Genomic DNA, 13,874 nt, shown 5'->3' with positions numbered 1-13,874 from the left:
TGTTTATTCTTGATAAGGGATCGGATCTTCCAAATTAAAACGGAAAGTAAGTTTTTCTTCTTGCCTCTGAATAACCATGGTGATCGTTCTTCCTTCTGAGGACTTCATGATTTCAAGGATTTTCTCAAGCTTCATGTCTGCTGTTTTGTCTCCATTGATACTGATCACTTTGTCGTCTTTTTTTAAGCCTGCTACATAAGCCGGTGAATCTTTTCTCACTCCAGCAATAGAAAATAAAGGTTTCAGACTGAATTTATATTGAAAAGAGTCTTTATATACCTCACTTGTATTAGTTGTACTACCCATTGTTTGAGTTTCAATTTTCACTCTATCCTGCTGCCATTCAAGTCCGTCCTGTTTAAAATCCAGTCCACTCATATTAAAATGGAAAGGATCGTCAAAATTTCTGTTTTTCTTCAAATATAGCTTATTGTTAGCATAATCAAAAATAATAGAAAATCGTCTCATGATTTCACCTCCTACAGAGCCTTTCCGGTCTTTGACCAGGCTCACATGCTGAATAGAGAACTCATCAGGCATAGCGGTAAGCGGTTTTTCAAATTTAAAATCACCAAGATAAAAATTATGGATTCTGCTTCTTTTACCATAAATATCTCCATTGAATCCACGGCCCAGAAAATCATCAATATTAGGACGGTTATAAACAAAATCTTTAATAAGAGTAGGGAAGAGCCAGATTGCATCACTGTTTCCAAGATCAATAAGAAGTTTTGATTCTTTCTTTTCACGGGTCATTTCTACGCCGGCGTTTAGATAAGGTTTATCTTTTTCAATACTGATCGGCATTTCATCAAATTTTCTAATCTTCCTTTTTAAAGGATCCATATTCTCATAAACCGTTATTTTTTTAGAAATATAGTCAATAGCGATCGGGTGATCCTTAAAAAAATGGTAACCAATAACGCCGTTTACAGGAATTCCTACATGAGAGGAAATATTGAATTCCTCATCAAGAATCACATAAAGAGACATAGAAGTATTGATGATCTCATCTCCAATTCTACCGATATTACGTTCTGATTTTAATCCATCTATACTTAGGCTTCCTCCAAGCCCGGAAAACTTTATTTTTTCAACATTACTCAGCTTAACTTCTTTATTGTCCAGGCTGAAAAGAATGGTTTCTGCTACTCCGGTGTCCACCATAAAGGTTAGGTTGGCTCCATTTATGTTGACTGGGATAAAAATCAGATTGTTGATAAGCTGAAAAGGGATGACTGTTTTCTGAGTATTGAGTAGTCTGAAAGAGTTCTGTGCATGGATAAAAATACCCAATAATAAACCCAGTAAAAGTAGCTTTAGTTTCATATACTCAATTTACTGAATTTATCTTTATGGTAATAAAAAAACATTCCAAATACTGGAATGTTTATACGAACTACAATAGATTTGTTATTTTTATTGAATTTATTTTAAAATTGGAATCTGCTTATTTTGAGAAGAAATCCATTAAATCCATATAATTTTTCTGATTGACTCCATGCCCGCTCATATATTCTCTGAATGTGAAATAACAATTGAGGTCATAAAGAAGCTCAGCAGCCTTTCTTCCCCAATCAATAGGAATCACAGCATCATCTGTACCGTGAGATACAAAGAATCTCAGCTTTTCCAGTTTCTTTTTGTCCTTTACAATTCCATCCAGAATCTTTTCTTCTGCATAAGAACTCAAACAGGCAACATTTGTAAATAATTCAGGATATTTTAATGCCAGAGCATAGCATAATATTCCTCCCTGGCTGAATCCGCATAAATGAACTTTGCTTTCAGTGAGACCATAATTATTTATGATTTTTAATATACTTTCCAGTACAGCATTTAAAGATTCTTTAGCCTGAGGAACATCAATGAAATTTTCAGGGTCGTTAAAATTAATATCATACCATGAATATCCCTCAAATTGAGTATCTCTGGGAGCTCTGAAACTAATGATGATCCAATCTTTTGGAAGGGTTTCTCTAAAGCTGAAAAGGTCCTGCTCATTGCTGCCGTAGCCGTGAAGCATAAAAAGTATAGGAGTAGCAGAGGTAATATTTTCCGGCTCTCTTACTAAATAATCTAAATTCATACAGCAAATATAATTAATAAATTACATTGTAAATCTTAACTTTTATGATTCATATATGAGAGCTAAAAAAATCATTTTCAAAAGATAAAAAGTAAACGCTAATCTTTAAATAAAAACACAATAATTCTATTTTTGTAATGTTACTTTTTATGAGTATTAAAATAATTCTAAATATAATGATGTTTTATGTTTAATAATTAGAGGATTGCGTTGTATTATTGGGTTTTTTAAAGTGAATTCTGTTTTTGTTGATTTGATATTTTTTGTAAAAAAATGTTGTAAAATTTTCACTAAAGATATTTTTATATTAATAAAAAACTTATATTTGGAACATTAAAAAATCTATTTGGAGAAATGAAGCAATTTTACAATTTAAAAAGTTTACTTAGACTTTCTTCTTTATTCGTTTTGTTATTTTCAGTGATTACTGTGGTAAATTCGTGTAAAAAAGATGACGATGATGAATTTCAGGATCATGTGGTTCAATTTGTAGCGAAAGCTACTACAGGATCAGAGCTTATCTCTGTGGTAACCCAGGTAGGAACTGCACAGAATACTATATACAGTACGCCTACTGCACCTTTAAAAGAAAGTTGGACAAGTGGTGAAATGTGGGTTAATTCCAGCCAGGCACAGATCAATTTTGCTGCGAATGCTGTATTGCCACAGGCAAATTCAGAACTTACCATTACTCTTTTGATAGATGGAGAGGTTGCCAGAACTGCTAAAGTTACAGGAAAAGGTGATAATCAGGTTGTAAAAGTTGCTTTTAGCTTCCTTGAGCCATAAATAAAGTTTACTATATAAAATAAAAACCGCTGCAAGAGCGGTTTTTTTTATTTTTCAATCAGATTATATTCTATAGCCTGGTTTACGAGTTCTGTAGAATTTTTAGCCTGAAATTTCTGCAGAAGATTTTTCCGATGGGTATCTACAGTGAGTGGGCTTAGAAAAAGCTCTTCTGCAATTCTATTGCTTGTTTTACCCTGTGCTACAAGATGCAGGATTTGCTTTTCTCTTTTAGTAAGCCTGGGAATTGGCAACTCATTTTGAGAAGGTCTGCTGATGATCTGTTTGGTTTCATTACAAAAAACAATGTCACCGGATAATGCTCCTTGGATGCAAATCACCAGTTCTTCAATAGATGTATTTTTGAGAAGGTAACCACTGGCTCCGTTTTGGATAGACTGCATGATGATACTCCTTTCCGAACGATTACTGAACATAATCACTGACGTTTCTGGAGATTTCTTTTTGATTTCCCTGCATAGTTCTGTACCATTCGCATCAGGTAGTGTGATATCTAAAAGAATAATATCAACCTTATTGGAATCCATAAAACGGATGATCTCCGAACCGGAAGTAAAAGTTTCCGGAATATTGAATGAAGGCTGGCTTTTCAGCATCATTTTCAGACCTTCAATGACGATAGGGTGATCGTCTACGATGACAATATTTATTTTTTCATTCTCCATCTATGTTGAGTTCTATATTAATCGTTGTACCTTGGCTGTCTGAGTTGATCTCCATGTTTCCTTTCAGGTAATCCACCCTGTTCTTTAAATTACGGAGCCCCATGCTTTTGGTTTTTTGTTCTTTGTTGTTTACAAAACCTTTTCCATTGTCTTCAATCGTGATGAAAAAATCTTTTTCAGATTGGGAGCATTGTAATAAAATACCGGTGGCTTCAGAATGCTTGATAGCATTAGCCAATAATTCCTGTGCAATCCTGTAAATGTTAAGCTGAATATTTAATGGTAGATTCTTTTCAATATTGATTGCCTGGAAATCAATTTCAATATCTTTTCTGTTGTAAAATTCACAAAGGTCATTGAGGGCGGTTTCCAACCCGAAATTAAGCAATGATTCAGGCATCAGGTTTCTTGCCACATGCCGAAGTTCGCCTACAGAATTATCCAGCTGTCCCAGGATTTTATAAAACTCCTGGTCTTTTTTAGGATCCAAATGACTGGCAGACCATGTTGAAAAATTGATTTTTACTCCAGCTAGCATTCCCCCTAATCCATCATGAAGATCTCTTGCAATACGTTCTCTTTCCCTTTCTTCTCCCTCAAGAATAGCTTTTGTTAAAGAGAGTTCTTCCTTTTGTTTGATCTCATTAATCTTCTGCTTAGAGATTTTTTTATTCTTTCTCAAAATGATATAAAGGAAGATCAAAAGACTTATAACTAATAATAAAATAAGGCTTAATCCCCATAAATAGGAGTTTTTCTTGTTGACTTCCAGTTCTTTTTGGTTCTTTTCAGCGTTTAAAGTGGCAATTTTTCTTTCTTTTTCTGCTGTATTGAACTTGGCTTCAATTTTATTGATCTCAAGCTTCACATTTTCACTATTCAGACTATCATTAAGTTTGGAATATCTCTGTTCCCAACCTAAAGCTTCTTTTGTATTCCCCATCTCTTCATGTAAAGAAGAAAGCTGCTTATAAATGGTCTTTCTGTTATTGAGATCAAGAGCAAGCGATTTTTCTGTTAAAATATCTTCTAAAGCACCTTTAGCCTCATTATACCTTTTTAATTTTCTTAAAATGTCATATTTGTTGAAATAAAACATCTGCGCCAATAGATTCTGATTAAAAGTTTTAGCATAATAAATACCTTTTTCAATAACGGGTAATGCTTCCGGGTTCTTTTGTCGGGTAATAAAATAAAGCGTTTTACCATAATAATAAAAAGCATTCACGGAGGAATCCGGATGAGGACCAATGAGTGCTTCGGCTTTATCCAAAAACTTTTTAGCTTCATCCCCTTTGGCCTGATAACAGAAATTATTGGCTAAATTTAAGTAGGTGAAGAATAGTTCAGGAGAATTGGGATAGTTTTTTTCAAGAATTTTTAAAGCTTTAGTATTATACTCCTCAGATTTTTTAAATTCTGCATTGTAAGTAAGGATAACGGCAAGCTGAGTGTATAAAAGTCCAAGATTCCTGCTATTTTCATATTTTTTAGCCAATGGAATACTTTTTTCAAGAATCGTTTTCACTAAAAAAGGATAACCTTCCTTGTCTTTCTGTGTGACCCCATAGCTATACCAGGCTGCTGCCTGAAGAAGATCAGATTCTTCATTTTTGAATTTTGATAATGCTTTAATCGCTTTTTGGTAAGAAATGGCGGCTTTCTCTTTATTTCGATCAAGATTATATTGTGCTTCGTAAAAATTATATTTAGCTGAAAGAAAAGCATCACTTTTGATAAGAGTTTTTGCACTTTCCAGATACTTTTTACTTAAAAGAGAATCAATATTTCTATAATAATTTGACAAAAGAAAAGTGGTATTTACTTTTGCTGCCGTAGTTCCGCCACTTCTTAGTACGTTTTGTAAGCTGTCCAAATAAGGTTTCTCATTAAGGGGAATCAATTGTTGTGATTGTAGGCCAAAGGACAGTAGTATGCTTAACAGGATCAGTAATCTCTTCATCAGGTATCAGTTCTGTAGAATATATTTTTTATAAACGGTCAATTTACTTAAAAATTTTAGCATAAAAAATACCAGAATTTAGGTAGAAAAAATTACACAATTTTCAGGATTGATAAAGTTCAATGACTCCAATAGCTTTGCAGGTACGGAATCACTAATCATAGAATATCAAATAAAGTAACTAAAATTTAAACAAAAAGATTATGAAAAAAACAGGAATAAGCCAACTGTTGAAAGGTACATTTGTAGTGCTTCTTGCAACAATATTATTAGGGTTTGTAGCGTCTTGTAGTAAAGATGACGATGATAATGTAAATGGAGCAAAAAAGAGCCATAAAGTAGTTTTTAAGGCTATTGCCTCTGCGGGAACTAATATTGATGCAGCTGTGTACGGAATTGACGGGAATGCTACAACGGCTTCAAGCCTTAGTGGAACAACATGGTCAAGTCCTGAAGTGACATCAGAAGCAGGTGCTTACAATGCTAATGTTGTGGTAAATGCAATTGGTGTCGATGCATCTTCTACTTTAAAAGTTCAAATTTGGGTAGATGGTGAACTGAAAAAAGAAGGAACTTCCAGTGGTCAGTATTTATCCGCTTCTGCAAGTTATATATTTTAAAAACTAATAATACTTTCAAAATAAAAGCCGGCGCTGAGATTTATCTCAGCGCCGGTTCTTTATATCGTTTTAAAATTAAATAACCTTCACAATGAAATAGCTTTTCTTTCCTTTTTGAAGCAATAAAAACTTGCCATCAATAAAGTCTTATTTTTTGATTCCAGATCAATATTGAATGCTCATTACAATATTTTATAGCTATAATCTCCGTATTAATGCCATAAAAAAATAAAGATTAATGTATTTACGTAGTAAAGAGTAAATTAAGTATATTGATGTACTATTTAAATACAAAAAGATGGAAAAAAGAATTACCGTATTTTTATTCTTGATTGTATTTTCTGTTGTGTTTTCACAGAAAAAGGATATCCAATTTTACAAAGATAAATTCTTTATCTATCAAAAAATAGGGGTGGACAGTGCACTGGTATATGTGGATGAAATTTTTTCTTCCCAAAATGATGCGGACCAGGCTTTTGGTTACGCAGCAAAAAGATATTTGTTGACCATTACGGGAAAAAAGGAGAATACACAGCCTTACCTCTTAAAAATTAATCATTATCTGAATAGGATCCCTGAGATAGAGAATAACTACAGAAATTTATCTCATATATATAATATTTTGGGCAATACTGATATGGCTAACCACCAACCGGAAGAAGCCCTTAAAAAATTTATAAAAGCAGATTTCTTTGCCCAAAAGAATAATGATATCTGCCAACATATTAAAATCAAAGGGAATATTGCTTATGTAAAGCTCAATATCAAGCAGACGGACGATGCTATTGTAGAGACTCATGAGGTTCTCTCTCTTTTGAAAGAAAATAAAAAACTATATGAGCCGCAAACCTTTGAGGTGATTTATAATAATATATTTTCCAACCTGGGACATTTATATTCTGATAAGTTTATTTCAGATCCTCAAAAAAACAGGGTATATGCAGATAGTGCTCTACAAAATTTTAACCAGCTGCTTCGTTCTACAAAAGATAAAAAGCTTCTAGCGGTTACGTATCTGAAACTGGGTACACTCAATAATAAGAAGAAGAACTATTCTGAAGCAACCCAATATTATTTAAAAAGCCTGAACATCTACCAGGATTTAAAGTTTAAGGATGAAATTTTCAATCTTAAATATAATTTAGGGGTCAACTTTTATGAGTCTGATGATTATGAAAGATCCAAACATAATTTTCTTGCACTTTCCCAGCAAATGGAAAAAGATTCCCTAATAAATACCGATTATATCTTTGCCCAGGATTATTTATCCAAAATATATCTTGCAGAAGGAAAAACAGACTCTGTAGCGTTTTATAATAGTAAATTTATTGGGCTTTATAAGAGAAATTCTGAAATCGAGAAAAAGAATATTGCAGATATCTACAAAGAAATTAATTCTAAAAATCTGAATGATGAGATCGATAAAAGTTCTTCGATGTTAAGAGAACGTTTGCTTTTTATCATTATCCTGTTTTTACTCTTAGGTTGTATTATTGCCTATCTCTTCTATCAAATCCGTAAAAAGAAAAAAATTAAAAAACATCTTGATGATATTTTGCTGCAGGTAAAGAATAATAGTTTAAATATACAAGCCAAAAGAAATCAATTTACAATCAGTAATGAAAAAGAAGCTGAGATTATGGAAAGGTTTCTTGAGCTGGTGGAAAAAAAACTCTACCTCAAAAAAGAATATAACCAGGCTTATGTGGCAAAAAAATTAGGTACCAATACTACTTATCTCTCACAAACAGTTAATAAATATATAAAAAAATCGTTCAGTGAATATACCAATGAATTAAGAATCAATTATATACTGAAAGAGTTGTCAGAAGATAAAAAATTAAGGCATTATACTACCCAGGCACTGGCTGATAGGGTGGGGTATAGAAATGGGATTTCCTTTGCAAGGACATTCAAAGAAAAAACGGGAGTTACTCCGTTTCAGTATATTGAAAAATTAAACGATGAAAATTTATAAGTACTGTTTTTCACGAATGAAGAGATATTTGTTTAGCACTGGGTAACATATTCTTGTTTACATTTATTATAAGAAAGGCATTTAGTAATCTTATCAAGACACGGGTTCAGAATATTTCCTGAACCACTACCGTTATTGGTCCCTCCTCCGTTAGTTCCCTCTTCATTTAGCTTTGTATTTCCGGCAATGATGCTTAACTTTTCTTCTCTAGATAATTTTTTAATGTGTTGTGTTTTCATAATGGGTATTTTTATTTATTAAAAAGTGTTGTTAGGGTCGGAATTTTGAAAATTTCCTTTTTCATCAGGTAGCCAATAAGATCCGGATAATATGCACTATTTCCTGAGCTTCCGACATTATTGTGTCTCTACCATTATTACTTATTACTGTCACCTGTATCTTCATCAACAAATCCCGAACCGGTAATGGTTTGCAGTTCTTTCTTGATAACTTTTTTGAATTAAGCTTGGTCCGGCTTTCTAATGATTTCATTATCTGGATGTAATTTTTATTCATAAGAAACTTTGAAGCCCCGGCTTTTGTTTTATAGTTGAATAATAATATAAAATTAAGAATTAAAGACTCATATTAAATCATAATTCAAATTAAGAAAGATATGAGAATGTTTTATTGTGTTTAATATATTGTTTATTAGTTGTTTATATTGTTTTTTTTGAGGCTTACTTTTTATAAAAAGTTCTGTTGTTTTTTATAAAATATTCACTGATATAGTTTTTTCCTGACTCGGATTAAACAAAATTTGTATTACAAAATAATTATAAAAACTCTACTAATCTTTAAACTGAATAATATGAAAAAAATAGTACTAATGAGTTTTGCCTTATCCGTGATCGGCATCTCATCCGCAAAAGCACAGAGCTTTTTAGACAAAATAGATAACGCAGTAAGTAAAGTAGATAATGCATCCAATACTGCGGACAGGGCTTCTAAAACAGGAGGGAAAATAAGTTCGTTATTTGGGAAAAAAAACAAGCAGAACAAAGTCACTGCTAAGGCAGATGAAAACCAGACAATCATAAAGATTTCCAACATAGACCTTACCAATCTGAAAAAGCTCAATGCCATCATTGAAGGGTCTGAAGGAGTTACTGGCAGCAGTATGAAATATAATGCTTCGTTATCTACAGTTACGGTAAAGCATTCCGGGAATTCTGAGAAGCTGCTGGAAAGTATACAGCCCAAAGCAAAGAATATCTTTACAGACAAAAATGTTGAAAGTTTTGATGAAGGAACTATAGAGATTCGAATAAAGTAAACTGAATAATAAGATCATTATGAAAAAAATATATTTTACTTTTTTAATTGTGACTATGGCGAAACTGATGGCCCAGCCGGTTATTTCAGCTGATCATGCCATCCAGCCGGGAACCACTACTTACCAGCATGCAGATCCTACAACATTAGGCAGCTTAGCACCAGGTCCATCGGGAGCCAATGTGTCATGGGATTTTTCTCAATATTCTTCTGCTGCAACAATATCGCAGACGATGTACAATTGTCCCGGTAATGCTAATTGTTCAGATTTTCCCGGAGCTAATAAAATGACAGGGGCTGGAAGCGGAAGTTCATATACATATGATTACATGTTGTATTCAAATAATGAGCTTTCCACAATTGGTAATAAATCTACTAACCCGAGTGGAGCAACTTTATACACTTTTGATGATCCTAAACTGGAACTTAAGTTTCCGGTTACCTATTTACAGTCGTTTACAGATTCATGGACCGCACATAGCACTCCTGCGGGAACATCGGAAACCGGGAATCATACCGTGACGGTAGATGCTTACGGAACACTTAAGACGCCGTTAGGTACTTTTCCCAATACCTTAAGAATGAAAAGAGTAATGAATATATCTACCAATGTAACAGGAAGTCCTTTTACTAGTTCTGTGATTGAGATGTATACCTGGATTTCGTCCGGTTATTCGGGGGCTTTACTAACAATAGCTTTTGCTGATACAACAGTGACAGGATATCCTACCGTTCATAACCGTAGCTTAAGCTATGGAAATAATAACCTTGTTTTATCTGCGGATGACATAAAAGTGGATAGGAAAATTAATATTTATCCCAATCCAAGTTCAGATTTTATTACCATAAAAAATAATGAACTTATTGACAAAGTAGAACTTAGCAATGCAGAAGGTAGAAAAATTTATGAGTCGGATACAGCAGATAAGGTTGATATTTCAGGATTCCCTTTAGGAGTTTATTACCTGAAAATGAGCTTTAAAGATGGAAAAACACAGATCAGGAAAGTTATTAAAAAATAATCACGATCAGTTTTATTCAAATCCGTTTCAAAATTATTGCTAAACTCGAACAAAGGTATTCCGTTTACAGATTGTATGTATAGTAATGATTTTCATGGCGGGTTTTATATTTTTGACTGCGTTTTCTTCCCAAAACAAAAAGAAATTTGATGAAATTGATGTTGTACGCATCAATATTCTTCAAAAGGATGGTCGGCTCAGGGTGACGATTTCGAACAAAGAGCGCTCACCAGTAGCAGGAATGACAAAAATAGATTTTCTTGATGAAAAAAGGAATGTCACTTACAGTCTTCCTAATTCTGTTAAGCAAATAAAGTAAAAACGGTGTTGATACAGGAGAAATATAAAATTAAAAGAATAAGAACTTTATTTTTAGATAAATTATCAATACAAAGAGGCGGTCTTTCGAACCGCCTCATTTATTAAAATTAAATAACCTTCACAATGAAATAGCTTTTCTTCCCTTTTTGAAGCAATAAAAATTTGCCATCAATAAGATCAGTTTCATTAGCTGTAAAAGTATCATTTACTTTTTGCTTGTTGACAGAAATTGAATTTCCTTTGATTTCTCTTTGTGCTTCACTCTTAGATTTCAAAAATCCTGATTTTTCAGAAAGAAGGTCAACAATGTTTATTCCTAATACATCTGCTTTTGCAACTTCCTTTTGTGGAACTCCGTCAAAAACTTCAAGGAATGTTTCTTCATCAAGGCTTACCAAGTCCTCCGCTGTAGAACGTCCGAAAAGAATTTCAGAAGCTTTAAGTGCTTTTTCGTATTCTTCTCTTCCGTGTACCCAAACGGTAACTTCTTCCGCTAATTTTTTCTGAAGCTTTCTTTCGTGAGCGGCTGTTTTATGCTCTTCAATTAATGCTTCAATTTCTTCTTTTCCAAGGAATGTATAGAACTTAATGAATCTTTCAGCATCTTCATCCGTAGCATTTAGCCAGAACTGATAGAATTTGTATGGTGAAGTTTTCTTTTTATCCAACCAATAGTTTTCTCCGCTTTCAGATTTTCCGAATTTAGAACCATCAGTTTTTGTAATCAAAGGAACTGTTAAAGCGAATGCTTCACCCTGAGCTTTTCTACGGATTAATTCTGTTCCGGTAGTGATATTTCCCCACTGGTCAGAACCTCCCATCTGAAGCTTTACATTGTTGTTTTGGTATAGGTGAAGGAAATCATATCCCTGGATCAGCTGGTAGGTAAATTCTGTAAAACTCATTCCATCTGCACCAGATTCTCCCGAAAATCTTTTCTTTACAGAATCCTTAGCCATCATGTAATTAACTGTGATGTTCTTTCCCACATTTTTAGCAAAATCAAGGAAAGAAATATTCTTCATCCAGTCGTAATTGTTTACCAGTTCCGCTTTATTCGGTTCATTTCCTGCAAAATCCAAGAATCTTGAAAGTTGGTTTTTCAAACAATCTACATAATGCAAAAGCGTTTCCTCGTCCAAAAGGTTTCTCTCTGCAGATTTTCCTGATGGATCACCGATCATTCCTGTAGCTCCACCTACCAAAGCAATCGGCTTGTGACCATGTTGCTGGAAGTGTGCTAAAATTTTTATCTGAATAAGACTTCCGATATGTAAAGAATCGGCCGTTGGATCAAAACCAATATATGCAGTAGTTACCTCTTTATTCAGTTGTTCATCGGTTCCAGGCATCATATCAGCAAACAGACCACGCCATTTCAGTTCTTCTATAAAGGAATTCATTGATTTTTTCTTTAAAATTTTAAGTTGCAAAGATAATAAATTCAAAAGTATAAAGGCGAAAGCCCGGAAAGGTAAAATGGCAAAAGGACTGAAATAGTAGATAAAATTAATACATTTCCTGACTGACGATTCACTTGTGAAGCAAAATTCACTATTGACAGTCATGTACGCTTTGCATTTTCAACTCAAATAATCTATATTTGTTATTAATGAACGACGAACAGCTATTTCTGCTCATTCAAAAGGCCAAAGATAAAGACCAGAAGGCCCAAACTAAACTCATCAATGTTTTTTGGGTGGATGTTTTCTCTTTTGTGATGAAAAAAGTAAAAGATGAAAACGATGCCGATGAGATTACCGTGAATGTCTTTTCCAAAGTCCTATCGAAATTGGATATGTTCGATCCGCATTTTCAGTTTAAAACCTGGATTCTCACAATTGCTCAGAATACAGTTATTGATTTTTGGAGAAAAAAGAACCGTGAAAACGAGGACGCTGTTGAAAACCTTGATGAGGTAAAAAATCAATATGCAAAATCCCCCGAAGAACTTCTCATTTCTGAAGAAGAGCAAAAGAAAATCATTAAAACCATTGAATCTCTGGATGCCAATTATCAGGATATTATTAAGCTGAGGTTTTTTGAGGAAAAAAGTATCAAGGAAATAGCTGAAGAACTGGGAATTTCTGTTGCCAATACCAAAGTTCGGGTGATGCGAGCTAAAAAAGTTCTTGCTGAGCTATTGAAAAACAATGAATTTGAAGACAATTAACAGTTTCGGAAAACTCTAAGACATTTGTTTTGCCACTAAAGATTTATGTTTGAACTTTAAAGCTTTGGGCCTATATGTTTCCATATTTTAAACCACATAGATCCATAGGAAATAGTAAAATATTTTATTAGAGACCTTTTATGGGAGATGTATAGAATTATTCGGGCATTAATGGTAATTAATATGTATTCATAATTTTATCTCAGATCAATTCCTTGCGCCTTATCAATAACCTGAAAAAGAAAACTCGCACCTTTAGGTTTCCTAACATTCATGTAAGAATTCTTGGCAAGCTATATAAAAATTTCTTCCTTGGTCTTGGGAAGTATAATTTTTACACTCTTATCATTTCTGTTCTGAAGATTAATCTTGATTCCCTTTTTAATATAAGTTTCCTTTTGCGAAGGGCCATATTCTTTAGTGTTATCAACGTCATTTCTGAAATTAATTTGCCCTGTGGAAAGATTAAAATCTACTTCTTTGATATAATCTCCCGGCCTTCCCGAACTTGAAGTATGTCCTATCAACTCAAAATGACCATTTTGATATCTGTATTTATCCGTATAGGCCCATTTCCAGCTGCTGCCACCGAAATGATTGATAATCAAAATCCCTTTCTCTATACTGGTTCCGGAATAAGGATCACCCATGATGCCTCCGGATTCACTATCAAGAATGGCATTTGTTGATTTTTCAAGAATGGTCCATTGGTTATTTATTTTTTTCAGGATTTGAATTTCGCGAACCTCACCAAGTTCACCAGTGTCTTTGGTATTATAGATGATTACTTTTTCAGGAATTTTATCTCCATCCAGATCTCCATCCACCGTTTGAAGAATAGTAGAACCTTTCGGTTGGAACTTTTGTTGCGCAAAACAATAGGTGCTGGCAACAATTGATAAAAGGAAAAAGCATCTTTTCATGGAATGGATTTTGAGCTTAAATGTACAATGATATT

14 protein-coding genes are annotated in these 13,874 nt (G+C 33.5%); 7 read left to right on the top strand and 7 right to left on the bottom strand.

The window, feature by feature from the left end; translation table 11 throughout:
• Positions 1–3: 3 nt before the first annotated feature.
• Positions 4–1,329, bottom strand: a complete 1,326-nt coding sequence (locus tag EG344_RS05035; RefSeq protein ID WP_123908595.1) for a PDZ domain-containing protein — start codon at positions 1,327–1,329, stop codon at positions 4–6.
• Between the two features lie 121 nt (positions 1,330–1,450).
• The gene (locus EG344_RS05030; protein WP_123908594.1) at positions 1,451–2,089 is read right to left on the bottom strand and encodes an alpha/beta hydrolase; all 639 of its coding nucleotides are present in this window, start codon (positions 2,087–2,089) and stop codon (positions 1,451–1,453) included.
• A gap of 354 nt (positions 2,090–2,443) precedes the next feature.
• Here EG344_RS05030 and EG344_RS05025 point away from each other — a divergent pair, with 354 nt between their 5' ends.
• Positions 2,444–2,878 (top strand): hypothetical protein, encoded by a 435-nt coding sequence (locus tag EG344_RS05025; protein WP_123908593.1) that lies wholly within the window; start codon positions 2,444–2,446, stop codon positions 2,876–2,878.
• Between the two features lie 47 nt (positions 2,879–2,925).
• Here the strand turns inward: EG344_RS05025 and EG344_RS05020 are convergent, their stop codons facing one another.
• Together EG344_RS05020 and EG344_RS05015 are read right to left on the bottom strand one after the other, a co-directional pair.
• Complete coding sequence (locus EG344_RS05020; protein ID WP_123908592.1) at positions 2,926–3,564, bottom strand: response regulator; 639 nt, start codon at positions 3,562–3,564, stop codon at positions 2,926–2,928.
• Complete coding sequence (locus EG344_RS05015) at positions 3,554–5,527, bottom strand: tetratricopeptide repeat-containing sensor histidine kinase (protein WP_123908591.1); 1,974 nt, start codon at positions 5,525–5,527, stop codon at positions 3,554–3,556. Before EG344_RS05015 ends, EG344_RS05020 begins: the two co-directional genes overlap by 11 nt.
• Positions 5,528–5,730: 203 nt before the next feature.
• On the opposite strand from EG344_RS05015, the gene EG344_RS05010 reads away from it, so the two are divergent.
• Positions 5,731–6,147, top strand: a complete 417-nt coding sequence (locus EG344_RS05010; protein ID WP_123908590.1) for a hypothetical protein — start codon at positions 5,731–5,733, stop codon at positions 6,145–6,147.
• A 298-nt stretch (positions 6,148–6,445) separates the two neighbouring features.
• Entirely contained in the window at positions 6,446–8,125 is a 1,680-nt protein-coding gene (locus EG344_RS05005) for a helix-turn-helix domain-containing protein (protein ID WP_123908589.1), read from the top strand.
• Positions 8,126–8,157: 32 nt separating this feature from the next.
• Here EG344_RS05005 and EG344_RS05000 read toward each other — a convergent pair whose 3' ends face one another.
• The gene (locus tag EG344_RS05000; RefSeq protein WP_123908588.1) at positions 8,158–8,364 is read right to left on the bottom strand and encodes a hypothetical protein; all 207 of its coding nucleotides are present in this window, start codon (positions 8,362–8,364) and stop codon (positions 8,158–8,160) included.
• A gap of 572 nt (positions 8,365–8,936) precedes the next feature.
• Between EG344_RS05000 and EG344_RS04995 the strand changes: the two genes are divergently transcribed.
• The 3 genes from EG344_RS04995 (at position 8,937) to EG344_RS23790 (ending at position 10,741) form a co-directional block, all read left to right on the top strand.
• Positions 8,937–9,401: a hypothetical protein gene (locus EG344_RS04995; RefSeq protein ID WP_123908587.1), complete on the top strand. Its 465-nt coding sequence runs from the start codon at positions 8,937–8,939 to the stop codon at positions 9,399–9,401.
• Between the two features lie 19 nt (positions 9,402–9,420).
• Positions 9,421–10,422 (top strand): T9SS type A sorting domain-containing protein, encoded by a 1,002-nt coding sequence (locus tag EG344_RS04990; protein WP_123908586.1) that lies wholly within the window; start codon positions 9,421–9,423, stop codon positions 10,420–10,422.
• Between the two features lie 94 nt (positions 10,423–10,516).
• Positions 10,517–10,741, top strand: coding sequence for a hypothetical protein (locus tag EG344_RS23790; protein ID WP_164464393.1), 225 nt, complete (start codon positions 10,517–10,519; stop codon positions 10,739–10,741).
• 109 nt (positions 10,742–10,850) lie between these two features.
• Here the strand turns inward: EG344_RS23790 and tyrS are convergent, their stop codons facing one another.
• Positions 10,851–12,146 carry a tyrosine--tRNA ligase gene (gene tyrS / locus EG344_RS04985; protein WP_123908585.1) on the bottom strand — a complete coding sequence of 432 codons (1,296 nt, stop codon included), beginning with the start codon at positions 12,144–12,146 and terminating at the stop codon, positions 10,851–10,853.
• Between the two features lie 209 nt (positions 12,147–12,355).
• Here tyrS and EG344_RS04980 point away from each other — a divergent pair, with 209 nt between their 5' ends.
• Positions 12,356–12,916: an RNA polymerase sigma factor gene (locus EG344_RS04980; RefSeq protein WP_068941830.1), complete on the top strand. Its 561-nt coding sequence runs from the start codon at positions 12,356–12,358 to the stop codon at positions 12,914–12,916.
• Between the two features lie 293 nt (positions 12,917–13,209).
• Here the strand turns inward: EG344_RS04980 and EG344_RS04975 are convergent, their stop codons facing one another.
• Entirely contained in the window at positions 13,210–13,839 is a 630-nt protein-coding gene (locus EG344_RS04975) for a hypothetical protein (RefSeq protein ID WP_123908584.1), read from the bottom strand.
• Between the last annotated feature and the right edge of the window lie 35 nt (positions 13,840–13,874).

Origin of the sequence: Chryseobacterium sp. G0162, assembly GCF_003815715.1 — a bacterium.
Taxonomy (GTDB): domain Bacteria; phylum Bacteroidota; class Bacteroidia; order Flavobacteriales; family Weeksellaceae; genus Chryseobacterium.
Note: the sequence above shows the minus strand (reverse complement) of the source record. Positions and strands in the feature narration are given on the sequence as shown.